The 26208-nt window shown below is 39.7% G+C and carries 24 protein-coding genes and 1 other RNA gene; 12 read left to right on the top strand and 13 right to left on the bottom strand.

All coding sequences use genetic code 11. From position 1 onward, the window contains the following. The first annotated feature begins 28 nt into the window (after positions 1–28). A complete protein-coding gene (locus BMZ55_RS08405) occupies positions 29–514 on the top strand; it encodes an RNA polymerase sigma factor (protein WP_089819980.1) in 486 nt (161 codons plus the stop codon). Continuing rightward, complete coding sequence (locus tag BMZ55_RS08400) at positions 501–1094, top strand: hypothetical protein (RefSeq protein ID WP_089819979.1); 594 nt, start codon at positions 501–503, stop codon at positions 1092–1094. The genes BMZ55_RS08405 and BMZ55_RS08400 overlap by 14 nt, the downstream gene beginning before the upstream one ends. Before the next feature lie 34 nt (positions 1095–1128). On the opposite strand, the gene BMZ55_RS08395 is transcribed toward BMZ55_RS08400, so the two are convergent. The 4 genes from BMZ55_RS08395 to BMZ55_RS08380 form a co-directional block, all read right to left on the bottom strand. Next, complete coding sequence (locus BMZ55_RS08395; protein ID WP_089820165.1) at positions 1129–1968, bottom strand: alpha/beta hydrolase family protein; 840 nt, start codon at positions 1966–1968, stop codon at positions 1129–1131. Positions 1969–2064: 96 nt separating this feature from the next. Next, a complete protein-coding gene (locus BMZ55_RS08390) occupies positions 2065–2958 on the bottom strand; it encodes a ribokinase (protein WP_089819978.1) in 894 nt (297 codons plus the stop codon). Between the two features lie 50 nt (positions 2959–3008). Further along, positions 3009–3644 (bottom strand): DUF4241 domain-containing protein, encoded by a 636-nt coding sequence (locus BMZ55_RS08385; RefSeq protein ID WP_089819977.1) that lies wholly within the window; start codon positions 3642–3644, stop codon positions 3009–3011. Further along, the gene (locus BMZ55_RS08380; RefSeq protein WP_089819976.1) at positions 3641–6262 is read right to left on the bottom strand and encodes a valine--tRNA ligase; all 2622 of its coding nucleotides are present in this window, start codon (positions 6260–6262) and stop codon (positions 3641–3643) included. The genes BMZ55_RS08385 and BMZ55_RS08380 overlap by 4 nt, the downstream gene beginning before the upstream one ends. Before the next feature lie 125 nt (positions 6263–6387). On the opposite strand from BMZ55_RS08380, the gene BMZ55_RS08375 reads away from it, so the two are divergent. Beyond that, positions 6388–6807, top strand: coding sequence for a DUF1573 domain-containing protein (locus tag BMZ55_RS08375; RefSeq protein ID WP_089819975.1), 420 nt, complete (start codon positions 6388–6390; stop codon positions 6805–6807). Between the two features lie 93 nt (positions 6808–6900). Beyond that, positions 6901–7770 carry a PPK2 family polyphosphate kinase gene (locus BMZ55_RS08370; protein ID WP_089819974.1) on the top strand — a complete coding sequence of 290 codons (870 nt, stop codon included), beginning with the start codon at positions 6901–6903 and terminating at the stop codon, positions 7768–7770. 49 nt (positions 7771–7819) lie between these two features. Here the strand turns inward: BMZ55_RS08370 and rnpB are convergent. Further along, positions 7820–8148: RNase P RNA component class A (gene rnpB, locus BMZ55_RS08365), an RNA gene on the bottom strand. A gap of 96 nt (positions 8149–8244) precedes the next feature. On the opposite strand from rnpB, the gene BMZ55_RS08360 reads away from it, so the two are divergent. After that, positions 8245–9084 carry a mechanosensitive ion channel family protein gene (locus tag BMZ55_RS08360; protein WP_089819973.1) on the top strand — a complete coding sequence of 280 codons (840 nt, stop codon included), beginning with the start codon at positions 8245–8247 and terminating at the stop codon, positions 9082–9084. Between the two features lie 174 nt (positions 9085–9258). On the opposite strand, the gene sucC is transcribed toward BMZ55_RS08360, so the two are convergent. After that, positions 9259–10452 (bottom strand): ADP-forming succinate--CoA ligase subunit beta, encoded by a 1194-nt coding sequence (sucC, locus tag BMZ55_RS08355; RefSeq protein WP_089819972.1) that lies wholly within the window; start codon positions 10450–10452, stop codon positions 9259–9261. Between the two features lie 735 nt (positions 10453–11187). On the opposite strand from sucC, the gene BMZ55_RS08345 reads away from it, so the two are divergent. Further along, on the top strand, positions 11188–12156 hold the full coding sequence (locus BMZ55_RS08345; RefSeq protein WP_089820164.1) for a phosphatidylserine decarboxylase: 969 nt from the start codon (positions 11188–11190) through the stop codon (positions 12154–12156). Between the two features lie 12 nt (positions 12157–12168). Here the strand turns inward: BMZ55_RS08345 and BMZ55_RS08340 are convergent, their stop codons facing one another. The 7 genes from BMZ55_RS08340 to clpB all read right to left on the bottom strand — a co-directional run bounded on the left by BMZ55_RS08340 (position 12169) and on the right by clpB (position 20655). Further along, a complete protein-coding gene (locus tag BMZ55_RS08340; RefSeq protein ID WP_089819970.1) occupies positions 12169–13044 on the bottom strand; it encodes a DMT family transporter in 876 nt (291 codons plus the stop codon). Further along, entirely contained in the window at positions 13045–13305 is a 261-nt protein-coding gene (locus BMZ55_RS08335) for a zinc ribbon domain-containing protein (RefSeq protein WP_089819969.1), read from the bottom strand. Next, entirely contained in the window at positions 13305–13691 is a 387-nt protein-coding gene (locus BMZ55_RS08330; RefSeq protein ID WP_089819968.1) for a DUF423 domain-containing protein, read from the bottom strand. Before BMZ55_RS08330 ends, BMZ55_RS08335 begins: the two co-directional genes overlap by 1 nt. Before the next feature lies 1 nt (position 13692). After that, positions 13693–13863, bottom strand: a complete 171-nt coding sequence (locus BMZ55_RS11330; protein ID WP_177179801.1) for a hypothetical protein — start codon at positions 13861–13863, stop codon at positions 13693–13695. A 1-nt stretch (position 13864) separates the two neighbouring features. Then, positions 13865–15193: a hydroxymethylglutaryl-CoA reductase, degradative gene (locus BMZ55_RS08325; protein WP_089819967.1), complete on the bottom strand. Its 1329-nt coding sequence runs from the start codon at positions 15191–15193 to the stop codon at positions 13865–13867. A 133-nt stretch (positions 15194–15326) separates the two neighbouring features. Beyond that, a complete protein-coding gene (locus BMZ55_RS08320) occupies positions 15327–17246 on the bottom strand; it encodes an ABC-F family ATP-binding cassette domain-containing protein (RefSeq protein WP_089819966.1) in 1920 nt (639 codons plus the stop codon). A gap of 817 nt (positions 17247–18063) precedes the next feature. Beyond that, on the bottom strand, positions 18064–20655 hold the full coding sequence (gene clpB / locus BMZ55_RS08315) for an ATP-dependent chaperone ClpB (RefSeq protein WP_089819965.1): 2592 nt from the start codon (positions 20653–20655) through the stop codon (positions 18064–18066). A gap of 323 nt (positions 20656–20978) precedes the next feature. Between clpB and BMZ55_RS08310 the strand changes: the two genes are divergently transcribed. The 6 genes from BMZ55_RS08310 to fabF all read left to right on the top strand — a co-directional run bounded on the left by BMZ55_RS08310 (position 20979) and on the right by fabF (position 26200). Further along, positions 20979–22085, top strand: coding sequence for an FAD-binding oxidoreductase (locus tag BMZ55_RS08310; RefSeq protein ID WP_233701928.1), 1107 nt, complete (start codon positions 20979–20981; stop codon positions 22083–22085). A gap of 24 nt (positions 22086–22109) precedes the next feature. Continuing rightward, the gene (locus BMZ55_RS08305; protein WP_089820163.1) at positions 22110–22361 is read left to right on the top strand and encodes a hypothetical protein; all 252 of its coding nucleotides are present in this window, start codon (positions 22110–22112) and stop codon (positions 22359–22361) included. Between the two features lie 106 nt (positions 22362–22467). Continuing rightward, positions 22468–23400, top strand: coding sequence for a 1,2-phenylacetyl-CoA epoxidase subunit PaaA (gene paaA / locus BMZ55_RS08300; RefSeq protein WP_089819963.1), 933 nt, complete (start codon positions 22468–22470; stop codon positions 23398–23400). A gap of 111 nt (positions 23401–23511) precedes the next feature. Then, entirely contained in the window at positions 23512–24435 is a 924-nt protein-coding gene (gene hutG, locus BMZ55_RS08295) for a formimidoylglutamase (RefSeq protein ID WP_089819962.1), read from the top strand. Positions 24436–24691: 256 nt separating this feature from the next. Continuing rightward, entirely contained in the window at positions 24692–24931 is a 240-nt protein-coding gene (locus BMZ55_RS08290; protein WP_002976354.1) for an acyl carrier protein, read from the top strand. Between the two features lie 24 nt (positions 24932–24955). Next, positions 24956–26200 (top strand): beta-ketoacyl-ACP synthase II, encoded by a 1245-nt coding sequence (gene fabF / locus BMZ55_RS08285; protein WP_089819961.1) that lies wholly within the window; start codon positions 24956–24958, stop codon positions 26198–26200. Positions 26201–26208: the final 8 nt, after the last annotated feature.

The raw sequence follows: 26208 nt of genomic DNA, 5'->3' as shown, positions 1-26208 counted from the left end.
AAAATTTACCACCTGAAAATCCGCACTAATGACCTACGAATTTGACGAGCTTTACCGGGAATTTTCGCCGCGTATTTATAAACTTTGTTTGAGTTATTCGGGTGACCGGCTTTTTGCGGATGATCTTCACCAGGAAACCTGGATCGCGGTCTGGCACAGTTTGCCGAAGTTTCGGAACGAAAGTAAAATCGGAACCTGGATTTACCGAATCGCAATAAATACGTGTCTGGTCGGACTGAAAAAAGAAAAAAACAAGGCAGATGACTCGGAAAAAATATTATCGAAACTGGTTTACGAGGAAACGCAGGACAATTCGAAAGAAATCAACCGTTTATACGAATCCATCAGCAAACTGAAGGAAAATGAAAGAATTATTATTACGTTGGTTTTAGAAGAAAAGGCCTACGAAGAAATCGCAGAAATCACCGGAATTACCGAGAACAATCTGCGTGTAAAAATCCACAGAATTAAAAAAGAACTTCAGCAAATCTATAGCAGCCATGGAAGAATTTAAAAATCTGGAAAACCTCTGGAAAACCTCGGAGACAAAAATTCCGGCTAAAAACGACCAAATTTCTAAAATTAAAAACAACCGTATGAAACTGAAAAACACTTACACCAAAGGCGCAATTCTGCTCGTCGCAACAGGAATTTTCATCCTGATTTTAATGACAACTTTCGATGCCAAAATCTTAACATTACCAATTGTTTCGGCGATGGTTATTATTTCGCTGGTTTGCTTTCTACAAGCTGGTTTAATGTTTTTTACCGCGAAAAAAATCAGCGGCATTGATGAAACGCAAACACCGGCTTCTCACCTTCAGCAATGGCTGGAATTTCGCGAATTCCAGAAAAAACTTCGCCACTGGAACATGCCGGTTTACTATATTTTGCTCAGCCTCGCGCTCGGCGTTTATATGTTTGAATTGCTGAAAACGGTGGATCTGTGGAAAATGCTTCTGGCTTTTGCCATAACGTATTCGTGGCTGCTTTTTGCTTATTTTTATCTCGGAAAAAAAGAGGTAAAAAAACAGGACGCAAAAATGGACAGAATTATTTCGGAGCTTAAAAATCTCGAAAACCAGTTCAACTAAAATTTAAAGCCGGAAATTTTTTCCGGCTTTTTTGCTATATTTTTTCTAAAATAATCTTCCAGAGCGGTCGGTTATAAGTTCGAAAAAAGTTCACGTGTCCGATTTCAAGTTTTGGAGATTCCTTCACCCAAACTTTTCGGTAGGTTTTTCGGAGGTTTGGATACACATTTTTCATCAGATTTTCCATGCCTTTCATCGTCACCCACGGGTCGTCTTCCGCATAAATAATCAAAGTTTCCTGATCTAAATTTTCGGCGTTATTTGCGCCAATTTTTTCATAAAGCCTTTTGGTGGATTTCTTATTTATAATTAAAGTTTTCCAGTCGTACGCCACGCCTTTCGGTAAAGATTCGCCTAAACCAAAACGGTGCGCTGGGAAATAACCAAATATTTCAGACAGAATCGGCAGTGCAATTCCGAAACCCAAAAAGCCGGCAACAGCAACTTTTAAACTCAAATTTGAAAGTTGTGCATCCTGAGTCGCCACAAAAATAAATTTGCTGAAAATCGCAGAATCTTGGTTCATTCCGACAATTAACGCGCCTACGGAATGTCCCAGACAATATTTCAATTCCTCCGGATATTCCTGCCGGATATAATAGGTGAGCGTTTTAAAATCTACGGTTCCCCAGGTGCGCATATTTGCCGCAAAACCGACTAATTTTTTCGGTTTAGATTCACCAATGCCGCGGTAATCGTAAGTGACGACAGTGAAACCATTTTCAGCAAAATATCGAGCGAAAGAAAAATACACTTGCTGTTTCACACCGGTTGCGGAATTGATGAGCAAAACTTTTCCGTTTGAAATTTTTGGTTCAAAAACTTTAACAAAAAGCGGAAAATTATCGGAGGTTTTTAAAGTTAGCTCTTTCATCATAAAAAAATTCCACTAAAAAAAGTGGAATTAATATTTAAAAATATAAAATTTCAAGCTTTAAATTTAATAAAGCGATATGTTTGAAATAGCAAATTATTCTGAAACAATGTCTTTCATATAAGGTAAACCACGCTGTGAACCACGGTTTTTGGTAACTTTTAGGGAGACATCATTCCCAAAGCGCACACAATCATCAATAGAATTTTGGTGGCAAAGTGCAACCGCAAATCCACCCGCAAATGCGTCGCCCATTCCCATTTTATGAAGCACAGAATCGTGGTCGTTGCGGTAATATTTCATTTCCGTTCCGTTGAAATAAGTGGTGGAATTGGTATCGTCGCGAACGAATAATTTATTAGGGTATTTCCGTAAAATTTCTTCGCGCGGCTGATCGCCGAAAATAATGGAAAGTTCGTTACTTTTGGCGACGATAAAAGTTGCGGAGTCGATAACTTCTTCAGACAGTTTTTTTGCCGGTGACGCATAAAGTCCGATTTTTTTGCCGTTAGAAGCGGTTAATTTTGCAGCATATTCTACGGTTTCCATTGGAATTTCAAGCTGAAGCAAAACCAAATCTGCAGTGCTGAACAGTTTTTCAGCTTCAGCGACATTTTGCGGTTGTAAACAATAATTAGCGCCAGGCACCACAACGATTGAATTTACACCTTTTGCTGCAATTACATAAGCGGTACCGGTCGAAGCTTCTTCGGTTTCTACAACATATCCCACATTTACACCTTCATCAACCAAATTCCGCATTATCTGCTGCCCGAACGGATCCATACCAACCGCTCCGATAAAATAAACGCTCGCGCCCAGACGCGCCGTGGCAACCGCCTGATTGGCGCCTTTACCACCAAAGAAGCTTTCAGATTTCTCTGCCATCACCGTTTCATTCGGTTGCGGCGGATGTTCGGTATTTAAAACTAAATCTATTGAAGAACTGCCAATTACAATAATTTTTGGTTGTTCGGAAGTGATGTTCATTATGGTAAAAAGTATACTTTTAATTAGAAAAATATCGTTGCCTAAAGCTATTAAATAATCTCTATAAATTCACACACCAGTTTTACGGGATTGTTATTTTGGTCAAAACCGATATAGCTTGCGTAAAAACCTTCACCATAGCCGGTTTCGAATGCAAAAAGATTTCCTTCTTTTTCCTGGTGAGGTTTTAGAAATGCATACTGATTAACGGCGCCGTCCTGCTGAAAAAAGTGTTCGTGAAAAAATTCCTCGTAAATACCCATAAAATCTTCACCTTTTCGGTGAAACAAATGTTGCTCCAAACTGTTTAGGTCCTTTTGAGATTCAATATCCATCAAACAACCCATGCCGCTTTCCACCTGAAATCCAAAAATTTCGCCGTCCTGCAGCTCATCCAGGTTCTGTCCTTCCGCTGTGGCGAGTTTCCAGCTGGTAATCGGTGTATTACCGAAAACCACTTCCACGTACGCGATGCAGTTGCTTTCCGCTTCTTTGTGCACCAAAACAGGGAAACTTCCGTGTGGAAACATAGTTGAAAAAGCCGGCATTTCCGCGGTAATCATGGGATCAGAAGCAGTTAAATGTCCGCTGGTGATCAGAAGATTTCCAGCTTCAAAAGTTTCAATTAAAGGATTTTCAATGAAGTTTTTTGTGAATAGTTTCTGGATACTTTCGATGTGCTTCATGATAAAGATTTTAGTTTTTCTTCCAACAATAATAGTTTATCCTGAGCATCTTTCTTTTTTTTCAGCTCAATGTCCACAACCTGCTGTGGTGCTCCCGCCATAAACTTCTCATTTCCTAGCTTTTTTTCCACCGAAATTAAAAACCCGTTCAGATATTTAATTTCTTCTTCAGTTTTAATTTTTTCTTCCGCTAAATCAAGTTTTTCACTGAGTGGAATTGAAACTTCCGTCGCGCCGACTAAAAATGAAAAAGTAGGTTTCTCGGTTTTTTCATTAAATTTAATGGCTTCAATGTTCGCTAATTTCTGGATAAGCTCTTCATTTTCGAACGACGTTGCATTGGTGAAAACATCAACACTTTCGCGCGGCGGAATACCTTTCGTCTGGCGGTAATTCCGAACACCTGAAATGATTTCCTTGGAGATTTCGAAATTTTTGGTCAATTCAGCGTCAAAATTTTCAGCTTTCTTTTGCTGAGCAATAACTAAAGCTTCCGCTGGACTTCTTTCAGCAATATTTTGCCACAATTCTTCCGACAAAAACGGCATGAATGGATGCAATAACTTCAGTAATTCCTCGAAATACTGAATGGTTTGGTCGTAAACGGCGCTCGAAATCGGTTCACCAAAATTTGGCTTCACCGCTTCTAAATACCACGAACAGAAATCGTCCCAAATTAATTTATATAAAAGGTGCAAAGCATCTGAAATCCGGAATTTTTCAAACTGATCGGCAATTTCCACAATGGTTTTATCCATTTGGTTTCCAAACCACGCGATTGCTTGCTCGTCAGATTTATTTGCCGCTAAATCATCATTTTTTTTCCATCCTTGAATCAGCTTATTTGAGTTCCAGATTTTGGTTGCAAAATTTCGGCCTTGTAACATCAAGTCTTCGTCAAATAACAAATCGTTTCCTGCAGCTGAACTCAATAAAATACCAACACGAACGCCGTCCGCGCCATATTTTTCCATTAATTCAATCGGGTCCGGCGAGTTTCCGAGTGATTTCGACATTTTCCGTCTTTGTTTATCGCGGACAATTCCAGTGAAATACACGTTTTTAAACGGAACTTCCTGGCGGTATTCAATTCCGGCCATAATCATACGCGCAACCCAGAAAAAGATGATATCCGGGCCGGTAACCAAATCGGAAGTCGGATAATAATAACTAATGTCTTTATTTTCTGGATCTAATAATCCATCAAAAACCGACATTGGCCACAGCCACGAAGAAAACCAGGTATCCAAAGCATCTTCATCCTGACGGAGATCGGAGATTTCGAGATTTGAATTTTGAGATTTTTCGCGCGCAAGAAGCAGTGCTTCATCGATATTTTCAGCTACCACGAAATGTTCTTCGGCGGTTCCGTAGAAATACGCCGGAATTTGCTGTCCCCACCAAAGCTGGCGAGAAATATTCCAGTCGCGGATGTTTTCCATCCAGTGTTTGTAGGTATTTTTGAATTTTTCGGGGTGAAATTTTATCTCGTCATTCATCACCACATCCAATGCAGGCTGAGCAAGCTCCGACATTTTCAAAAACCACTGGACCGAAACTTTCGGTTCTATGATGGCGCCGGTTCTTTCGGATGTTCCGACTTTATTGACGTAATCTTCAGCTTTCAGCAAAAGATGTTTTTCCTCCAGCTCCTTTACGATTTCCTTGCGGACAACAAAACGGTTTTTACCGGCATAATGCTGCCCGTGCTCATTCAAATTCGCATCGTCATCCAGTGAATCAATCATGGGAAGACCATGACGTTTTCCGATTTCGTAATCGTTGGTGTCGTGAGCCGGCGTAATTTTCAGCGCGCCTGTACCAAATTCCATATCCACATAATCATCCTCAATAATTGGAATAACGCGGTTTACAATCGGAACGATAACTTTTTTCCCCCTTAAATGGGCATATTTTTCATCTTTTGGATTAATGCAAACTGCAGTGTCGCCGAAAATGGTTTCCGGGCGCGTAGTCGCAACGGTAAGAAAATCTTCAGTTCCTTCGATTTTATATTTTAAATAGAATAATTTGCCGTTTTGCTCTTTAAAAATTACCTCTTCGTCAGAAATATTGGTTTTCGCTTCCGGATCCCAGTTTACAATTCGGTAACCGCGGTAAATCAGACCTTTTCGGTACAGATCCACGAAAGATTTCACCACCTGCTCGGAAAGTTTTGGTTCCATGGTAAATCGCGTGCGCTCCCAATCACACGAACAGCCAAGTTTTTTCAGCTGCGCCAAAATGGTTCCGCCGTACTTATCGGTCCATTCCCAGGCGTGTTTCAAAAATTCTTCCCTTGAAATATCGGCTTTATTGATGCCTTCTTCTTTCAGTTTCGCCACCACTTTTGCTTCAGTCGCAATTGACGCATGATCTGTGCCGGGAACCCAACAGGCGTTGAAGCCCTGCATACGTGCGCGGCGCACCAAAATATCCTGGATGGTATTATTCAGCATATGTCCCATGTGCAGAATTCCGGTAACATTGGGCGGTGGAATTACGATGGTATACGGCGGCTTTTCGTTTGGTTCTGAATGAAAATAATTATTTTCGAGCCAGTAATTATACCATTTTTGCTCGGTTTCCCGCGGCGAATATTTATCTGAAATCTGCATAGAATCTAACTTTTGCTTTAATCTACAAAAATAGACAAATAAAAAAAATTTCCTTTACTAATAAAATAATTTTTAACTTTGCCTGTTACAATTTGTCAAAACAACAATTTTAAAACATCAAAAAAATGAAAAAAATATTTGCCGGACTTTTCCTTACCGCTTCTTTCGCTTTTGCTACCGCGCAAACTATTTCCTTTGATAAAACAACCATCGATTACGGAACTGTAAAATTAGGTGAAGATGGTCACCGTTACTTTACTGTGAAAAATACAGGTGATAAGCCGTTAATTATTTCCAGAGTTCAGGCGCAGTGCGGCTGTACAACTCCGGAAGTGCCGAAAGATCCGATTATGCCGGGAAAAACAGCTAAATTAAACGTAGCTTACGATACCAATATCCCGGGAACTTTTGTAAAAATCATCGAAGTTTATTCTAATGATGCTGAAAACGGAAGATCTGTAATCAATATCAAAGGTAAAGTTGATCCAAGTGCGCCGGCAGCAGCTACAAAAGCTCTTCCTGCTACAGCGGTTCAAAAGGACTAAATAGAATTTCCACATATATCGTATTTCTGCGATAATCCTGAAAATCATTTCTTTATTGAAATGATTTTTTTATTTTAGTAGAAATATAAAAATATGGATTTAGATTTTAGAGATAATTTTATTGTTAAAGATAGCTTTAAAATTGGAGATACGCTTACCAAATACGACGGTAAACTTCAAAAGGCAGAAGGCAAAAAAATGCTCGAAAAGGAGAAAGAAAAACTCCGCGACCTGCAGGAAAAACTTTATGCTGATGGCAGCAAATCTTTATTAATCGTGCTTCAGGCCATGGATGCTGCAGGAAAAGATTCGCTGATCGAGCACGTTTTCGGTGGTGTAAATCCGCAGGGCTGCGAAGTCCACAGTTTTAAATCTCCAAGTGCTAAAGAATATGCGCACGATTTTTTATGGCGTCATTACATCGCTTTGCCGGAAAAAGGTAAAATCGGGATTTTTAACCGAAGCCATTATGAAAGTGTATTAGTTTGTAAAGTTCACCCTGAATATAATTTAAGCGAAAGGGTTTGGGATTCTCTAAACGATTTTGATGGGAAATTCTGGGAAAACCGTTACGAAAGTATCCGTAATTTTGAAAAACATCTGGCAGAAAACGGCACTACAATCGTAAAAATATTTCTGAACGTTTCGCAGGAAGAACAGAAACAAAGATTTCTGGACAGAATAAATGAGCCGGAAAAAAACTGGAAATTTGCAGCAGGTGATTTACCCGAACGCGCTTTGTGGGAAAAGTATATGGAAGCTTACGAACGCGCAATAGATGAAACTTCAGAGGATCACGCGCCGTGGTTTGTAATTCCGGCGGACCAAAAGTGGTTTGCACGGGTAGCCGCCGTTCAGATTATTATTGATGCTTTAGAACACATGGATTTAAAATTTCCGAAACTTTCGGATAACGAAACTGCCGCTTTAGCAGAAGCGAAAAAACAGCTGGAAAACGAATAAAAAACTGACTTCTGACCCCTGATTACTGGCCACTGACCACTGAAAAAAACCCACAAGAAAAACTATAAGCCGGATTCTGTTCTCTCGCCGAAGCGAAAGCGCCTGTTATTTATCTACGTTCTGCATTGCTGCAGAACTTTAGCTGTTTACCCCTCGGTTTTTGGAGCGAGCAACTCCTATCCCGGCGAACCGGGAAATCCGATATACTTAACATTGCACCGCAAAGAGTTTACCTGGTTTCACTATAAATTAATATACATACTTTCTGTTGCACTTGTCCTGATCTTGCGACCGGCGGGCGTTACCCGCTTTGCTGCTCTGTGGTGTCCGGACTTTCCTACCCCAGACGAATCTGGAATCAACAGGCCGTTTTTCTTGTGGACCGCAAAGATACATATTCCCGCAATTTTTATTAAACTATTATTTGGAAAGAATTTTGCTTCCCCCAAAACCTAAAATATCGATATTTGACTTATGAATTATTATGAAATTATAATGAACGTGCTGGAACGCTGGTACCGCACATTTGTTCAGGCAACGCCGAAACTCGTCGTAGGAATACTGGTTTTCCTGATTTTTTATATGATGAGCACCTACCTCAGTAAAATTTCGGTGAAGATTTTCCACAAATTTTTCCCGAAAAGTAAAAACCGCTCCATTGTAGCTTTAATTAAAGTTTTTAAATTCCTCATTGTTCTCGCCGGCGCCTTTATCGCCATGGAAATCATGGGACTCGGCGGTTTTGTCTTTAAATTTATCGGAAGTTTAGGTGTTGCCGGTGTTGTTGCGGGTGTTGCGCTGAAAGATTTGGTGTCTTCGATGTTTTCCGGTGCGCTTGTCGGCATCGATAAGTCTTTTTCCGAAGGCGATTATGTTTCCATAAAAGAAGTCACCGGAGTTGTGGAAAAAATAGGCTTTTTAACAACCAAAATTATTACCGACGATGGCAAAAAAGTTTTCGTGCCGAACCAGCTGATTTTCACCGCGCCATTCACCAACTATTCATCATCAGGGCAAAGAAAAGTATTCTTAAATCTTCAGGTTGCGGCCAACCAGGATTTGGAAAAAGCCACCGAAATTATTTTAGAAGAAATAAAAAGCTTTGAATTTACCGACCATACCGATCAGGCGCAGGTGATGATTCTGAAACAGTCGTTTGGTATTTTCTACCTTCAGGCAAGATTTTTTATGCAAACCGGCTCGGATATTATGAAAGTAAAAAGCGACGCTTTGCTTCGACTTAGAAACAAATTGCAGGAAGAAGGCATCGAACTTGCAACGCAACTTCCAACTTTCAGCGACGATGATTTCTAAAAAATTCCGTGCTAACAGCTTTTTTTTTCAAAATAAAAAATCCGCGTAATCTGCGCGTGAAATTCCGGCTTTCAATCAGCAAATACTTGCTGCTTAAACATCAAATATTTCCAAAATATAAACAAAAAATTCCGCCCAAATAGAGCGGAATTTTTTATTATTTATTTCTAAATTTTAGTTTCCTAAAACTTCTTTTACTTTATTAGCAGCTTCTTCCAAAGTGATTACCGAATGCACCGGCAAACCAGAATCATCGATGAGTTGTTTCGCTTCAATCGCATTTGTTCCTTGCAAACGCACGATCAAAGGAACTGGTAAACTTCCCATTGCTTTGTAAGCGTCTACGATTCCCTGCGCAACACGGTCGCAACGTACAATTCCACCAAAAATATTGATAAGGATTGCTTTTACATTCGGGTCTTTCAGGATAATTCCGAAAGCTTTCTGTACTCTTTCCGCGTCAGCAGTTCCACCAACATCTAAGAAATTCGCTGGATTTCCGCCAGATAATTTAATAATATCCATGGTCGCCATCGCAAGACCGGCACCGTTCACCATACAGGCAACATCACCGTCAAGTTTCACGAAATTAAGACCAGCTTCACCAGCTTCAACATCCGTTGCATCTTCTTCTCTTGTATCTCTAAGTTCCGCCAAATCTTTGTGACGGAAAAGCGCGTTGTCATCTAAAGAAACTTTTGCATCAACAGCGATAATTCGGTTATCAGAAGTTTTTAAAACCGGGTTGATTTCGAACAGACTCGCATCAATACCAACATACGCGTTGTAAAGCGAAGTGATGAATTTCACAAAATCTTTATGTGCAGCACCGCTCAAACCGAGGTTAAAAGCGATTTTTCTCGCCTGGAAACCTTGCAAACCAACACCCGGATCAACCACTTCGTTGTGAATCAAGTGCGGTGTTACTTCTGCAACGTGTTCGATATCCATTCCACCTTCGGTAGAATATACGATCATATTTTTTCCTTGTGCTCTGTCCAAAAGGATAGAAACATAAAACTCTTTAGTTTCGCTTTCACCAGGATAATACACATCTTCCGCCACCAAAACGAAATTTACTTTTTTACCTTCTGCAGAAGTTTGTGGAGTCACCAACTGCATTCCGATAATATTTCCGGCATTTTCCTTCAATTTTTCGATATTTGGGGAAAACTTTACACCGCCGCCTTTACCACGGCCACCTGCGTGAACCTGTGCTTTTACCACCCAGCCTTCGTTACCGTTCAGTTCTGTCAACTTGTTTGCTGCTTCTACAGCTTCGTCCACATTGTTTGCGATAAAACCGCGTTGGATATTTACGCCGTATTTTGCCAAAATTTCTTTCGATTGGTACTCGTGAAGATTCATATTATTCTTATTAGATATTTGTTTATTTAAAAGATGCACAAATTTAAGAAAATTTGCTAAGAAAGCGGCTGAAAACCACCAAATTTTTGATTCCAGCTTGATCCGGCTTTAGATGATATCTTTGATGTTTTATTTAACGCAAACATTTCACTTTCTCGAAAGGCAACAACTCTATTTTTTTGGGCGCCTTTTCCGGCTTTCACTACTCGCTTCCCGATCAAATGCATCGGGAGAGCTCAAACAGGCCGTTCAATCCGGGGCGCGGTTTGTCGTTAGTTGAAATTTTCCGCACCAAATCAAAACGAAAAAATTTGCCTCTAAAACAGCCAATTTTTCCAAATTTCAACTCCACGTTCTCTCTCATTTGGAGAGGGCCACGGTGAGGAAAAAATTCCGTGCTAAATCCACATCTTTTTTAAAAATAAAAATTTTGTACAGATAATGCCACGAATGCACTAATTTCAAACTTATAAAAAGTTCGCGCTTATAAAATAAAATCCGCGAAATCCGCGAAATCTGCGCGAGATTTCCTACCAAAATAAACACCACTAAAAACACAAATTATTTTTCAGAGTTCCCTCGCTTTTGGAAGGGCTAGGGAGAGGAAAAAATTCGCCGCTAAAACGCCCAATTTTTTAAAATTGCCAATTCCGGAAAAATAGCTTATTTTGCCGCTTTTCGTCAAGAAATTTAGACTTTCCAAAAACGCAATCTTCAGCATTTTAAAATATGAACATGAGAAAAAGTACCCGCAACTGGCTCCTCATTACCTTCGTCAGCACGCTTATTTTCCTGCTCGCACTCTTTCCCGTTCCGGCGCAAAATCCCATTAAATATGTGGAACGCGACACCGGCGCCCCAAAAATCGAAAATGTTTACGGCGAAAATTGGCTGAACTGGCTTTATCACAATCCCGTGGGCCGCGCAACTTTGTGGACAGTCGCAAAACGGAAATTCGTTTCTTCCATTTATGGTGACATGATGGACGATCCTTCCTCCGCCGAAGAAATTATGCCTTTTGTAAAAGAATACAAAGTAGATCTCAGCATTGCGCAGGAAAAAAAGTTCAGCAGTTTCAACGATTTTTTTGTCCGAAAGTTGAAACCCGAAGCGCGTCCCATCAACCAGGATTCTTTGGTCGTGACTTCTCCTGCGGACGGAAAGATTTTAGCCTATCAAAACCTAAAAAATTCAGATTTCTACATCAAAGGTGTAAAATTTAATGTTGCATCCTTTTTAAACAACGCCACTTTAGCAAAAAGATATGAAGACGGCGCCATGATCGTTTTCCGCCTTGCACCGCCGGATTATCACCGCTATCATTTTCCGATCAGCGGTACTGCACCGCAAACCAATACAAAAATTGATGGTGATTACTATTCAGTAAATCCTTTAGCCCTGCGAAAAAAAGCGGAAATTTTCTGGCTTAACAAACGTGAATTCGGCGTCATTCAAAGCCCAATTTTCGGCGATGTTATTATGTCGGAAGTGGGCGCCACCATGGTGGGCAGCATGATTCAAACCTATAAAAATACGGCGGTAAAAAAAGGCGAAGAAAAAGGCTATTTTAAATTTGGCGGCTCCACGGTGGTTCTTTTCTTTGAAAAAGACAAAATAAATATCGATGAAGATTTGCTGAAAAACACAGAAAAAGGCTTGGAAACCACCATAAAAATGGGTAAAAGAATTGCTGAGAAAAAATAAAGTTGCTGTGCTTTACTTTCCGTCTAATGCGATGGCTTTCTTTTCGTAAAAAGTAACTGCAATTCCACCAAGAATTATTAAAGTGCCGAACATCTGATGAACCGTAATTTTTTCATCAACGAAAATAGCCGCTAAAATTGTGGCAAAAATAGCCTGACTCAATAAACTTAATGAAACGCGTGTAGGCCGCATTTTCTGCGTCGCATAACTGATCAGTAACCACGCGATTAACTGGCAGACAATTCCCTGAACGAAAAGAGAAATCCACGCATTTGAAGAAAATCCCAAAAACTGTTCGCGCAAAATTACATTAACGAAAAAAAGGAAAATCGTACTGAAAATCATGCTGTAGGTGATAAATGTAATGACTTCCATTTTTTCCAAAACGGTTTTGCTTACCAAGATATACAGCGCATACAAAACACCAGAGAGAATCCCGAGAAAAAAAGCAGCGTCAAGCTGGAGATTCAAAATCGTTTCAATTCCTACAAAAATTGCCATTCCTAGCAGCGCAAATATCGTCCCCAGCCAAAAACTTTTCCGCGGACGGAAATTCAGGAAAAGAAGTGAGAAAATTCCGACCCAAATGGGTGATAAATTTGTTAATAAAGTGGCCTGCGTTGCCGAAGAATTCTGAATTGAAATATTCCAAACGGCTATATCTGAAGCGAATAAAACACCGCAAACCGCGATTGGAAAAAGCGTTTTTAAACTTTCAAGCTTTAGTTTGCCTTTGCAAATTGCAATCGGTAAAATAACAGCAGTTGCAATTGCCATCCGGTAAAAAGCCGAAATCAAACCCGACGTAAGATTCATCCGTACAATTACAGGAAAAATGGAAATACATAAAATGCCTATAAATAAAGCAATTCTGGGCTTCATCATCACCTAATATTTTCTGCCCACCTCTTTGCAGATTTCCAGATATTCTTCCGGCATTTTCGAGAAATAATTTTGCTCGTAATATTCATCCGAATGCGGAATATAAAGGCTGTATTTTTTGCCAAGCGGGATAAGCGGGATGAAAAATAACGTAATGTAATTTTTATAAATCTTAATCTCAGCATTCACCATAAAACCATTTTTGTTGATTTTTCTGGTTTCCTGACCGACTAATTTCTTGGTATTTCCTGCGATGAAAAAGAACATTACATTTTATTTTTAGCAAAATAGAAAATAAGCATCGCCCAGGAAATAATCATCAGCAAACCACCAAGCGGCGTCACCGGCCCAATAAACTTCGACGGAATTGCCGCCACTTCACTGAACGCCAAAAGATAAATACTTACCGAAAAAATAAATGTTCCGAGAATCATCAAAATGGAAATCCATTTTTCTGCCGGTGTTTCAAACTTTAAAATATAACCCACGACAAGCAAAAAGAGCGCAGCGTACATTTGATATCGCACGCCGGTTTCAAAACTCACCAGTTTCTCCACCGAAATGATTTTCTTTAAAGCATGCGCACCAAAAGCGCCTAAAATAACGGAAACCAAACCGTAAACCGCTCCAATAATCAGCGTTGTATTTTTCATTTTAAATTTCTTTTAGTTGATACATCAGGATTAATTTAGCAATAACCGAAAAAGCGCCGATGGCGATAAACATCCAGTAAAACCGTTTTGTTTTTGCAAATCCGGGATCCTTAGTGACTTTCAGAAAAATCCCAAAAACTATTAATAAAGCGCCTAAAAAAAGCTGAAACATTTTATTTATTTCTGAGATTATTAAATTCCGTAATTACTTCATGGTGCGTTACCGTTCTGTTTTTGAAGTAATTCACGAAATGCTCTTTTTCAGCTTCTGTCGCGCCGAGTTGATTTAAAATATTGAAAAGATGCATTTTCATGTGCCCTTTCTGGATTCCCGTCGTCACCAACGAACGCAGCGCACCAAAATTTTGCGCTAAACCGGAAACTGCCAAAATGCTCATCAGCTCCTGCGCGGAAGGTTTTCCTAAAAGTGCGAGAGAAAATTTCACCAGTGGATGAAGATTTGTCAAGCCGCCGACAACGCCGACAGAAATTGGTAAATCGATCCAGAAACGGAAAATTCCGTTATCAATGGTGCAATGCGTCAAGCTGGAATATTTTCCGTCTTTGGAAGCGTACGCGTGCGCACAGGCTTCTGTCGCGCGGAAATCATTTCCGGTTGCAATTACCACCGCATCCACGCCGTTCATAATTCCTTTATTGTGCGTTGTAGCTCGGTATGGTTCAATTTCAGCTATCTTCACCGCACGTTTAAATTTCGTTGCAAACTCTTCATTGGAAATTCCGCTGTCGTCTTTTAAATCTTCAATTCTACAGGAAACCTCAGCACGTACGATACAGTCCGGCGTGTAATTGGACAGAATATTCATCACAATCTGCAGCGAACTTTTTTCTTCCGGCGTAAAATCTTCGTCTTTTTCAACCTCTTCTTTCAGCGTTTTTCCAAATTGTTCAAGGCAGGAATTAATGAAATTCGCACCCATGGAATCCACCGTATCAAAACTCGCGCGCAGCTGGAAATAATCTTCCATGTCTGCAGTTTTATCGATGAGGCGAATATTTAAAATTCCGCCGCCACGGTTGCGCATATTTTTGGTGATGTCTTCGGTCGCTTCAAATAATCTTTTCTTCAGTTTAAAATTGAAAAAATGCAGCATTTTATGCGGTTCCACATTCATCATAAAATGCGTGTGGCCGAGCTTTTTGGTATTGATGATGGTCGTTTTGAAACCGCCTTTATCAATCCAGAATTTTGCAGCTTTAGATGCGGCAGCAACTACGGAACTCTCTTCTACCGCCATCGGCAAAGCGAGTAATTTCCCGTCAATGAGAAAATTCGGCGCGATTCCGTAAGGCATGTAAAAGTTGGAAATGGTGTTTTCGGAAAATTCTTCGTGAAGCTTTTGTAAAGTGTGATCGCCGTTCCAATATTGCTGAAGAATTTGCTCGTAACTGCGGTCTTCATTAAGATATTCTTTGATGAGCCAATCTATTTTTCTTTGTTTTGAAAGTTTAGAAAAGCCTTCAACGGGTTGGTGGTTCATTGAAAATATTTTTGAAATTCAAAGATAGGAAATAAGGTTGAGGTAAGTGTCCGCGCAGCGCGGAATTGTGCACAAAAAAAATCGCCAAAAATTTCCGGCGATTCCGATGTTTTTTTTGATTTTAGCTACAGTGTTAACCCAGTTGAGTTCCCAGATATTCCCATTCTTCCAAAGCCAAATCGAGTTCCGCTTTTTTCGAATTATAAATTTCTAAAGTTTCTTCCGACGGATTTTCAGAAGTAAAAGTGGCTTCCATTTCCTCGATTTTCAGCTCTAAATCCGAAATTTTTTCTTCTACTTTTTTGATTTTATTTTGAAGGTTTTTTTGGTCTTTAGAAACGATCTCCACCTTTTTTTCAATTGGTTTTTCAACCACTTTCGGTGCTGGCTCATTTCGCAGTTCCTGAAGTTTTGATTTTTCTGCAGAAACTTCACGGATGCTTTCTTTCTGCCGGAATTCGAGATATTCATTAATATCACCTAAAAATTCTTTCATTCTGCCATCGCGAAATTCGAAAATTTTGTCACTTAAACCCTGTAAAAATTCGCGGTCGTGGGAAATGACGATTAAAGTTCCTTCAAATTTCTGCAAGGCAAGCTTGATAATTTCTTTAGACTGAATATCAAGGTGATTCGTCGGCTCATCCATAATCAAGGTGTTGAACGGGCGCAGTAAAAGCTTACACAATGCCAGGCGGTTTCTTTCACCACCGGAAAGCACTTTGGTTTTTTTCTGCACATCTTCACCCTGGAACAGGAAACTTCCGAGCAAATCCCGCACACGAGGACGCGTTTCTTCGGTCGCAGAATCTTCAGCTTCTTCTAAAACGGTTTTATTCGGCGTTAAAACCTCTTCTTGATTTTGGGCAAAATAACCGATGTTTACGTTGTGACCCAAGTTCCATTCGCCGGTGTAATCGGTGATTTCGCCGGACAGAATTTTTGCCAAAGTTGTTTTCCCCTGACCGTTCTGGCCCAAAAGCGCGATGCGGTCGCCCCGTTCTACAAAGAAATCTACGTGATCGAAAATCTGTTTTTTTCCGTAGGCTTTGCCCAAATTTTTCGCTTCAAAAACCACTTTCCCGGGAACGACAGACTGCACGAAACGGATGTTGAATTTCGAAACGTCATCGTTATCAATTTCAATGCGGTCAATTTTATCGAGTTTTTTAATTAAAGACTGCGCGAATGAAGATTTTGTCGCAGACGCACGGAAACGGTTGATGTTATCTTCCATCTGCTTAATTTCTACATCCTGATTTTTCTTCGCCTGAATCAACTTTTCTTTTCGCTCTTTACTCAGTTCCAGATATTTGGTGTAATTGGCTTTGTAATCATCAACTTTTTTATTGTTGATATCGAAAGTCCGGTTACAAACCGAAGTCATAAATTGCTTGTCGTGACTCACCAAAACGATGGAACCCGGATAATCTTTCAGAAAACTTTCAAGCCAGATAATCGATTCCATATCCAGGTGATTCGTGGGCTCATCAAGCAGCATCAAATCATTTTTCTGCAAAAGAAGTTTCGCAAGTTCAATTCGCATTCTCCAGCCACCGGAAAATTCATCGGTTATTTTATGAAAATCATCGGCTTTAAAACCTAAACCTAACAGAATTTTCTCCACATCACCTTCCAAATTATACGCGTCGTAATGCATCAAAAGATCGTTAAGCTCGGTCATTTTATGGATGAGATTTTCGTAGTAATCGCTTTCATAATCGGTGCGTGTCGCCAGTTGCTCATTCACGTCATCTAGCTCGTTTTTCATGGCATTAATCTGCTCAAACGCCTGCATGGTTTCATCCCAAACGGTTCTGCCTTTCACGAAGTCGAGGTCCTGTTTCAGAAAACCCATGGTTACATTACCTTCCGGAACGATGGAGCCTTCGTAGAAATTAATTTCGCCGGTAATCATCTTCAACAAGGTGGATTTTCCCGCACCGTTTTTCCCAACCAAACCGATTTTATCATCTTTCTTGATTGTAAAATTGACGTTTTGGAAAAGATAATTTCCCGAGTGATGAAGACCTAAACTTTGAACCGAAATCATAAGATTTAATACTAATTGATGAGTGAATTTTCGAGGTGCAAAAATAGTGAAACTAATTGAATTACAGACTATCCTGGAATCAGGTGGAAATCAGTTTTTTAGCAAGAAAAGTTTTGCCGAGAAAGAAAAAGATAATTTGAAAAATTTGCCGCTATTTCGGCTAGAAATTTCCTTTTAGCAAATGGCAATATTTTGAAAACTTAAACTAAAAAACGCGGTGAAGAAAAATTGATAAAATTTGCCCTTTTAACGACTTATTTTTCAGGAATAGAAATTGGATATTGCGCGGTTACTGAGATGCTAAAAATAAAAGAATCCACCGATGAAAGTGGATTCTAAAAAACACAAATGATGAAAAAAAATTTATTCTTTGCTTTCGCAAGCATTTGAACACTGCAAATATTGGCAATTTTTTCATCATAGCAAAATATTTCTATTAAAAAAACAACTGTTTAATGTTTTTAATTGGTTTTTAATATAGCAAGAGCAATTTATAGCGGTATAAAATGTTGCTAAAACCCTTTCTATCAGTATTAAATTTAATATGTCGGAAATGAGCTCAAACTTTGCTTAAATTTATTTTGTTTAAACCTGTTTTAAATTTAAAAATTTCCGAAAAAACACCAATTTAGCAGGTTATTTTTCGTTTTGCGTTTTTCGTTTTTTAAAATTAACAGCCCGTTTCAGGTTTAAATGTAAAAATAAAAAAAGTATGTTTGAAAAAACAGAGCTTTCACCATTTATTTTTACAAAAAGTAGAAAGCAAAAACCACCGGCGAAACTGCGCGATGGTTTTTTTTAATTTTAAAGAAATTTGTTATTCCGACGGGCGGAAAACCAAACCGCTTTCCTCGAAATAATCTAAAATAATCCGATCGCCGTCGTTTACATTTCCGGCCAGGATTTCTTTCGAAAGTTTATTCAACACTTCCTGCTGCAAAACTCTTTTCAAAGGTCGCGCACCGAAACTCGGGTCGTAACCACGGTTGGTAAGATATCTTATAGCATCGTCTGTAGCGGTCATAATGATACCGCGTTTTGCAAGCATTTCGTTGAAACCACGCAGCTGGTAATGCACGATTTTGCCGATTTCCTTGATGTTCAAAGGTTGGAAAAGTACGGTTTCATCAATTCTGTTTAAAAATTCCGGTCTCAAAGTCTGTTTTAGCAAAGCAAAAACTTCTTCTTTTGTTTTTGCAACAATTTCGTCCACATTTTCTTCGGTGATTTTCTCGAAATTTTCCTGAATTAAATGCGAACCTAAATTCGATGTCATGATGATAATTGAATTTTTGAAGTTCACCACGCGGCCTTTATTATCAGTGAGACGGCCGTCATCCAACACCTGTAGCAAAGTGTTGAAAACATCGGGGTGCGCTTTTTCAATTTCATCTAAAAGCACCACGGAATATGGTCTGCGACGAACGGCTTCTGTTAACTGGCCGCCTTCGTCATAACCCACATAGCCCGGAGGCGCGCCGACCAATCGCGACACCGAATGTCTTTCCTGATATTCGCTCATATCAATTCGCGTCATATTATTTTCGTCATCGAAAAGATATTCGGCGAGCGCTTTTGCAAGTTCAGTTTTACCAACGCCAGTTGTTCCTAAAAATAGGAAGCTTCCGATCGGTTTTTTTTCATCATTCAAGCCCGCGCGGTTTCTGCGGATTGCATCGGCAACAGATTCTATTGCTTCTTCCTGACCAACAACGCGCTTATGCAGCTCGTCTTCAAGGTGAAGAAGTTTTTCACGTTCAGATTGCAGAAGTTTGGTCACCGGAATTCCCGTCCATTTTGAAATGACTTCGGAAATATTTTCGGCGGTGACTTCTTCTTTGATCAGTTCATTCTGATGGTTTTGCATTTCAAGCTCCAAAGTATGCAAAGCATTTTCTTTTTCTTTTATTTTACCATACTGAATTTCGGCAACTTTGGCATAATCACCGGCTCTGGAAGCGCGTTCGGCTTCTAATTTCAGCGCTTCAATATCTTTTTTAATGGTGGTCAGATCTTCAGATTTTTGCTTTTCTTTCAGCCATTTTGCATTGATTTCATTCCGCTCTTCGGAGACTTTTGAAATATCTTCTTTTAAATGCTGAACTTTAATATCATTTCCTTCTCTAGAAATTGCTGCTAATTCAATTTCCATCTGCATTAATTTTCGGTCTAAAACATCCAATTCTTCCGGTTTTGAATTGATTTCCATTCTCAATTTAGCGGAAGCTTCATCAATTAAATCAATGGCTTTATCCGGTAAAAAACGGTCGGAAATATATCGTTGAGACTGCTCCACCGCAGCGATAATCGCTTCATCTTTGATGCGGACTTTGTGATGCGCTTCGTATTTATCTTTTATTCCACGCAAAATAGAAATCGCAGATTCCGTGTCAGGTTCTTCAACCATAACCTTTTGGAAACGTCTTTCTAAAGCTTTATCTTTTTCGAAATATTTTTGATATTCATTTAAAGTCGTGGCACCAATCGCGCGAAGTTCACCTCTAGCCAAAGCCGGTTTTAAAATATTTGCGGCGTCCATCGCACCTTCGCCACCGCCGGCACCAACCAGCGTGTGAATTTCATCGATGAAAAGAATGATTTGCCCGTCGGATTTTATGACTTCGTTCACCACAGATTTCAGCCTTTCTTCAAATTCACCTTTGTATTTTGCACCGGCAATCAACGCGCCCATATCCAGCGAAAACAAGGTTTTGTCTTGCAAATTTTCTGGGATATCTCCGGAAATAATTCGGTGCGCAATACCTTCCGCAATTGCCGTTTTTCCGACTCCGGGTTCACCAATTAAGATTGGGTTATTTTTGGTTCGACGGGAAAGAATCTGTAAAACGCGGCGAATTTCTTCATCCCGCCCGATAACGGGATCAAGTTTTCCTTCGGCGGCGAGTTCGTTGAAGTTTTTCGCGTATTTATTTAAACTTTGGTAGGTTTCTTCCGAGCTTGCGGAAGTTGCTTTCGAGCCTTTTCTTAATTCCTTTATTGCGGTTTCAAGCGTATTTTTTGTAACGCCCATGTCTTTCAGCATTTGCGAAACCGGCGAACTTACTTCAAAAAGTGAAAGCCACAAATGTTCGATGGTTACGAATTCGTCGCCCATTTTTTTGGCGATATTCGGCGCATCGAGCAAAATTTTATTTGTGGACTGCGAGAGGTAAATATTTCCACCTTCAACTTTTGGTAATTTTTCGAGATTTTCACGGTTTCTTTCGCGAACTAAAGTCAGTTCCGCTTCAGATTTTTTCAGCAAAAATTCAGAAATATTTTCATCAATTTGAAAAATTCCTTCTAATAAATGTTGTGGCTCAATGCTTTGATTCCCGAATTCCATCGCAATTTGCTGCGCTTTCTGGATGGCTTCCTGAGATTTTACGGTATATTGATTCAGATTCATAGGAATATTTTTTAATTTGTTGGGAACACGGGGAATTCACTACTTCTGAATTCCCGATGCCTCCAATTCAATCATTTATTTAATTCAACTTTCTGTCATCAAAAATTATTCTAACGCATTTATTTGCCGTTATTTAAGCCAATTTTTCCGATTTGCATTTTCTAAAGCACTGGCTTTCAGTCAATTTTTCCGGATTTAGCAAAATAGCAAAATTCCATTTTTAAAAAATATGCCGTTAAAGGAGGAAATTTTTCTGATTTGAAAAGCAGGCTTCCAATTTTTCAGCTTTTAAAAAATAAGTATATTTGTTGAACTCACTTTATTTGAGATTTTTACTTATTATGCACCATTTCCACCAGCTAAAAACAACGAGAGTTACGCGCGAAACCAACGATTGCGTACATATCGCTTTTGAAATACCAGACCATCTCCGCCACGAATTTTCCTTTAAACAAGGGCAATATCTGAATGTAAGATTTGTTTTTGAAGGTGAAGATTTGCGCCGCAGCTATTCCATCGTCAACGCGCCGAGCGAAAAAAACAACGAGCTGGAAATTTTGGTAAAACATCTGGAAAACGGTAAAGTTTCCACGTATTTAAACCAGGAATTAAAAGCCGGTGATATGCTGGAAGTTCTCGCGCCGTCGGGGCACTTTTACACGCATTATCATCCATCAAACCAAAAAACCTATGTCGGTTTAGCGGCAGGAAGTGGAATTTCGCCGGTTTTATCCAATATTAAAGAAGCACTACTTCAGGAACCTTTAAGTTCAGCTTATCTTTTTTTCAGCAATAAAAGTTTTAATGAAATTATATTTAAAAAAGAGATCGATGAGCTGGTAGAAAAATTTCAGGGACGTTTGAAGGTTATTTTTCTGCTTTCGCGCGAAAAGCATTTTGAGGATGAACTTTTTGAAGGACGAATTTCTGCGGAAAAACTGGATCTTTTGTTTCAAAGGTTTGACCAGATTCCGGTGCAGGATTCCACCTATTTTATTTGCGGACCTTCGGAAATGATTAAAGGAATTTCAGATTATTTGAAAAAAGAAAAGAAAGTTCCGTCTTTACAGATTATGTATGAATATTACGTTGCGCCCGACCAGGAAGGCAATGCAGATATGAGTGAAGAATTTAAAGCTATTCCCAATCTGGAAAGTATGGTGACATTGATTATCGATGACGATGAATATTCCTTTCACCTGAATTCCAAGAAAAAAAGTATTCTGGATCAGGCGTTAGATGAGAAACTTCCGGTACCGTTTGCGTGCAAAGGCGGCGTTTGCTGTACCTGCAAAGCACAGGTGATGGAAGGTGAAGTATTTATGGAGAAAAACTTTGCGCTTACTGAAGACGAAGTGGAGCGCGGTTTTGTACTAACGTGCCAATGTCACCCGACGACCAATGTGGTGATGTTGAACTATGACGTTTAAGTGAAATTAAAAAAAACAGAAAAAATGGCAAGCTGGAAATTTGCTTCGATTATCGAAGAAGACAAAGAATTTAAAGTAGAAGGATTGAACATCTGGAACTATTATTGGCATTGCTCTGACCGCAAGATTGAAGTGATTGGTCCAAAAACCGGAAATCCTTATCTCTTTAATGAGTACGAAATCCGAAGTCCGGAAAAAACCGTAACTTTTGTAGCCGGCGAATTTTCCGACGGCAAAATCGGACTTTATTTAAAAGAGGAAGAATCAATTAATTAATTTGAAAATGTGCTGATTTGAAAATGATTTGAAAAAGTACTTTAAACTACACCTCCTAACTTTCAAATTCTCAAATTTTTAATTTTTAATTTTCAAAAAAAAAGCAATGAATAACGATAAATTTTTAGAATACGTACAGGCAGAAAATAAAGTCGAACCTAAAGATGTAATGCCCGATGATTACCGAAAACTGCTCGTACGCCAGATTTCTCAGCACGCGCACTCCGAAATAGTGGGAATGTTGCCCGAAGCCAACTGGATTTCCCGCGCGCCCTCGCTCCGACGAAAAATGGCACTTTTAGCAAAAATTCAGGATGAAGCCGGCCACGGTTTGTATCTATACGCCGCAACAGAAACTCTGAACAACGGTGAAATTGCGGCAGACCGGGATTCCACCTACAATGATATGCTTTCCGGAAAAGCAAAATATTCCAGCATCTTTAATTATCCGGCGCTGAGTTGGGCGGATATTGGCGCGATTGGTTGGCTCGTAGACGGCGCTGCGATTATGAATCAGGTGATGTTGATGGGAAATTCTTACGGACCCTATTCCCGCGCCATGGTGAGAATCTGTAAAGAGGAATCTTTTCACCAAAGACAGGGTTATGAAATCTTGATGACACTTTGTCGCGGTACAAAAGAGCAGAAAGATCTGGCTCAGGAAGCTTTGAACCGTTTCTGGTGGCCGGCGTTGATGATGTTCGGACCGAACGATGCCGATTCGCCAAATTCGCAAAAATCCATGAATTACCGGGTAAAAAGAGAAAGCAACGATGCACTTCGTCAAAGATTTGTGGATGTTACCGTTTCCCAGGCAGAATTTTTAGGTCTAAAAATTCCGGACAAAGACTTGAAATGGAACGAAAAAACGCAGCATTACGATTTTGGAGAATTGCCTTGGGATGAATTTATGGAAGTTTTGAAAGGAAATGGCCCGTGCAACAAAAAACGTTTGGAAACCAAGCGGAAAGCGCAGCGCGAACATTCCTGGGTGAAAGAAGCCGCGATGGCGTATGCTGAAAAGCATGTTTCGGTGTAAATAAAACTTAAATAATTGCTGAAAATTATTCCATAACAATATACGCGAAGGAATTAATTTTCAAATCATCACATTTTCAAATTGTCAAATCTCAAATCTCAAATTTAGCCCATGATCTGGCAAGGACGCTTCGATGGTGAGGAACCACTCTATCACCGGGTTTTCCAACGTGTTACCGAAGAAAGCAGTTATGAAATCATAAAGGAAAATGATTTTGTACTGCACGGTTTTGCGGTGGATGAAGGTGTTAAGAGAAATAAAGGCCGCCAAGGCGCGAAAAACGCACCAGACATTGTGCGAAAAAGCACCGCGAACTTTCCGGTTGTCAATCCGCATTTTGTGCTAAAGGATTTTGGAAATATTTTCTGTGAAGACGGTGACTTGGACAAATCTCAAAAAAACCTCGCTGAAGCCGTTAAAAAAACTTTAGAACAAAAAGGAAAATCTTTGGTTTTCGGTGGCGGACATGAAGTGATGTTCGCGCATTTTTCCGGCATTAAAGCCGCTTTTCCGGAAAAGAAAATCGGAATCATCAATTTTGATGCGCATTTTGATAACCGGGAAATCGACAAAAATATCGGCGCAACTTCCGGAACGGGATTTTGGCAAATCGCGCAGCAGGAAAAACTTCATTCATTACACATCGGAATTCAGCGGAATTCAAATACCTTAAAATTATTTGATTCCGCCCATCAGATGGGAATGAAATACATTTTGGCGGAAGAAATATTTTTCGAAAATTTGCCTGTTTTGTACCCAAAAATTGAGGAGTTCATTGCGGATGTGGATTTGCTTTACATCACCATTTGTATGGATGTTTTCAATGCGGCAATAGCACCGGGCGTTTCTGCGCCTGCTTATAACGGGATTTTTGCGGATGCGGCTTTTATGCATATTTATAAGCATATTTTCGATTCAAATAAAGTAATCGCGCTGGATGTTGCTGAAGTGAACCCAAATTTCGACGAAAATGAAAGAACCGCAAGGTTAGCCGCGGCGCTGGTGAATGAGTGGTTTATGGCAACTTCATTTTAAAAAAAATCGGGTTAAAAAGACATTTTTTCTAAATTTCTATTTTCAGTTTTAATAAAATTTAATCTGAAGTTTTTCTATTTTTATCGAACCTTACTCAAGAAAATTAGGCTATATTTGCCCACTTTTTATAAAATAATGCAGGTAGGAAATTCCGAAAAAAAGCACCGAAGAGCAGGTAAAAAATACTAAAAAAAGTGCTACTAATAAAGAATTTTATATATTTGCAGCAACTAACAATTAATTAAAATTTAATACTATGTCAGACATTGCATCAAGAGTAAAAGCGATTATCGCTGATAAACTCGACGTTGAAGAAACAGAAGTAACTCCAGAAGCTAGCTTTACTAATGATTTAGGAGCTGATTCTTTGGACACTGTAGAACTAATTATGGAATTCGAAAAAGAATTTAACATTCAGATTCCTGATGACCAAGCAGAAAAAATTACAACGGTAGGACACGCTATTGCTTACATTGAAGAAGTAGTGAACAAATAATATTCTATCACAAAGAAAAGATTTATGGAATTAAAAAGAGTAGTTGTTACCGGCTTCGGCGCTATTACACCTGTAGGAAAAAATGCCAAAGATTTCTGGGAAAGCCTTGTGAAAGGTGAGAGCGGTGCTGCTCCTATTACTCTTTTTGATGCCAGAAACTTTAAAACCAAATTTGCGTGCGAGGTTAAAAACTTCGATTCATTGGAGCATTTCGATAAGAAAGAAGCGAAGAAAATGGATAGAAACACGCAACTGGGCGTTGTTGCCGCGCGCGAAGCCGTGGCACATTCCCGAATTATGGAAGGCGAACTTGATAAAAACCGAGTTGGCGTAATCTGGGGCTCCGGAATTGGCGGTCTGGAAACTTTCGAACAGGAGGTATTGGGCTGGGCAAACACGGAAATCCCGCGTTTCAACCCGTTTTTTATTCCAAAAATGATTGCCGATATCACTGGCGGTCAAATTTCTATTGAATACGGTTTTCACGGACCGAACTACACGACAGTTTCTGCGTGTGCTTCTTCTGCGAACGCGATTATCGATTCTAAAATGCTTATTCAGCTCGGCAAAGCAGACGTTATTGTCTGCGGTGGTTCTGAAGCTGCTGTTACAGCGAGCGGCGTGGGTGGTTTTAATGCCATGATGGCGCTTTCAACCCGAAACGACGATCCTAAAACTGCTTCCCGACCTTTTGACAAAGACCGCGATGGTTTTGTTTTGGGCGAAGGGGCCGGAACCATTATTCTAGAAGAATATGAGCATGCGGTAAAACGTGGCGCAACCATTTATGCTGAACTTAAAGGTGGCGGAATGAGTGCTGATGCTTACCATATGACTGCTCCGCATCCTGAAGGTTTAGGTGCTTATCTGGTAATGAAAAATTGCCTGGAAGATGCCGGAATAAGTGCAGACGAAGTGGATCACATCAATATGCACGGAACTTCTACTCCATTAGGCGATATTGCGGAATCCAACGCAATCTCGAAACTTTTAGGTGAACATGCGTTTGACATTCAGATCAATTCCACAAAATCAATGACCGGTCACTTATTAGGTGCTGCGGGCGTTGTGGAAGCTATTGCCGCAATCCATACCATCATCCACAATATTGTTCCTCCAACGATCAATCATTTCACGGATGATGAAAAAATTGACAGTCGACTGAACTTTACTTTCCACCACGCAGTGGAAAAAGAAGTAAATGTAGCGATGAGCAATACTTTCGGTTTTGGCGGGCATAATGCGTGCGTACTTTTCACTAAAATCTAAGAACTTCA

Source organism: Kaistella treverensis, assembly GCF_900114045.1.
Lineage (GTDB): Bacteria > Bacteroidota > Bacteroidia > Flavobacteriales > Weeksellaceae > Kaistella > Kaistella treverensis.
The sequence above is the reverse complement of the archived record's forward strand: the minus strand, read 5'-3'. Positions and strand labels throughout refer to the sequence as shown.

Bases quoted from the DNA above. Each gene is read 5' to 3' on its own strand.
- BMZ55_RS08395 (WP_089820165.1), bottom strand. From the start codon at position 1,968: ATGAAAGAGCTAACTTTAAAAACCTCCGATAATTTTCCGCTTTTTGTT.
- BMZ55_RS08360 (WP_089819973.1), top strand. From the start codon at position 8,245: ATGAATTATTATGAAATTATAATGAACGTGCTGGAACGCTGGTACCGC.
- BMZ55_RS08390 (WP_089819978.1), bottom strand. From the start codon at position 2,958: ATGAACATCACTTCCGAACAACCAAAAATTATTGTAATTGGCAGTTCT.
- BMZ55_RS08375 (WP_089819975.1), top strand. From the start codon at position 6,388: ATGAAAAAAATATTTGCCGGACTTTTCCTTACCGCTTCTTTCGCTTTT.
- BMZ55_RS11330 (WP_177179801.1), bottom strand. From the start codon at position 13,863: ATGTTTCAGCTTTTTTTAGGCGCTTTATTAATAGTTTTTGGGATTTTT.
- BMZ55_RS08290 (WP_002976354.1), top strand. From the start codon at position 24,692: ATGTCAGACATTGCATCAAGAGTAAAAGCGATTATCGCTGATAAACTC.
- BMZ55_RS08405 (WP_089819980.1), top strand. From the start codon at position 29: ATGACCTACGAATTTGACGAGCTTTACCGGGAATTTTCGCCGCGTATT.
- BMZ55_RS08370 (WP_089819974.1), top strand. From the start codon at position 6,901: ATGGATTTAGATTTTAGAGATAATTTTATTGTTAAAGATAGCTTTAAA.
- BMZ55_RS08330 (WP_089819968.1), bottom strand. From the start codon at position 13,691: ATGAAAAATACAACGCTGATTATTGGAGCGGTTTACGGTTTGGTTTCC.
- BMZ55_RS08385 (WP_089819977.1), bottom strand. From the start codon at position 3,644: ATGAAGCACATCGAAAGTATCCAGAAACTATTCACAAAAAACTTCATT.
- BMZ55_RS08320 (WP_089819966.1), bottom strand. From the start codon at position 17,246: ATGATTTCGGTTCAAAGTTTAGGTCTTCATCACTCGGGAAATTATCTT.
- BMZ55_RS08345 (WP_089820164.1), top strand. From the start codon at position 11,188: ATGAGAAAAAGTACCCGCAACTGGCTCCTCATTACCTTCGTCAGCACG.
- BMZ55_RS08325 (WP_089819967.1), bottom strand. From the start codon at position 15,193: ATGAACCACCAACCCGTTGAAGGCTTTTCTAAACTTTCAAAACAAAGA.
- BMZ55_RS08335 (WP_089819969.1), bottom strand. From the start codon at position 13,305: ATGTTCTTTTTCATCGCAGGAAATACCAAGAAATTAGTCGGTCAGGAA.
- BMZ55_RS08380 (WP_089819976.1), bottom strand. From the start codon at position 6,262: ATGCAGATTTCAGATAAATATTCGCCGCGGGAAACCGAGCAAAAATGG.
- fabF (WP_089819961.1), top strand. From the start codon at position 24,956: ATGGAATTAAAAAGAGTAGTTGTTACCGGCTTCGGCGCTATTACACCT.
- paaA (WP_089819963.1), top strand. From the start codon at position 22,468: ATGAATAACGATAAATTTTTAGAATACGTACAGGCAGAAAATAAAGTC.
- hutG (WP_089819962.1), top strand. From the start codon at position 23,512: ATGATCTGGCAAGGACGCTTCGATGGTGAGGAACCACTCTATCACCGG.
- BMZ55_RS08400 (WP_089819979.1), top strand. From the start codon at position 501: ATGGAAGAATTTAAAAATCTGGAAAACCTCTGGAAAACCTCGGAGACA.
- sucC (WP_089819972.1), bottom strand. From the start codon at position 10,452: ATGAATCTTCACGAGTACCAATCGAAAGAAATTTTGGCAAAATACGGC.
- BMZ55_RS08305 (WP_089820163.1), top strand. From the start codon at position 22,110: ATGGCAAGCTGGAAATTTGCTTCGATTATCGAAGAAGACAAAGAATTT.
- clpB (WP_089819965.1), bottom strand. From the start codon at position 20,655: ATGAATCTGAATCAATATACCGTAAAATCTCAGGAAGCCATCCAGAAA.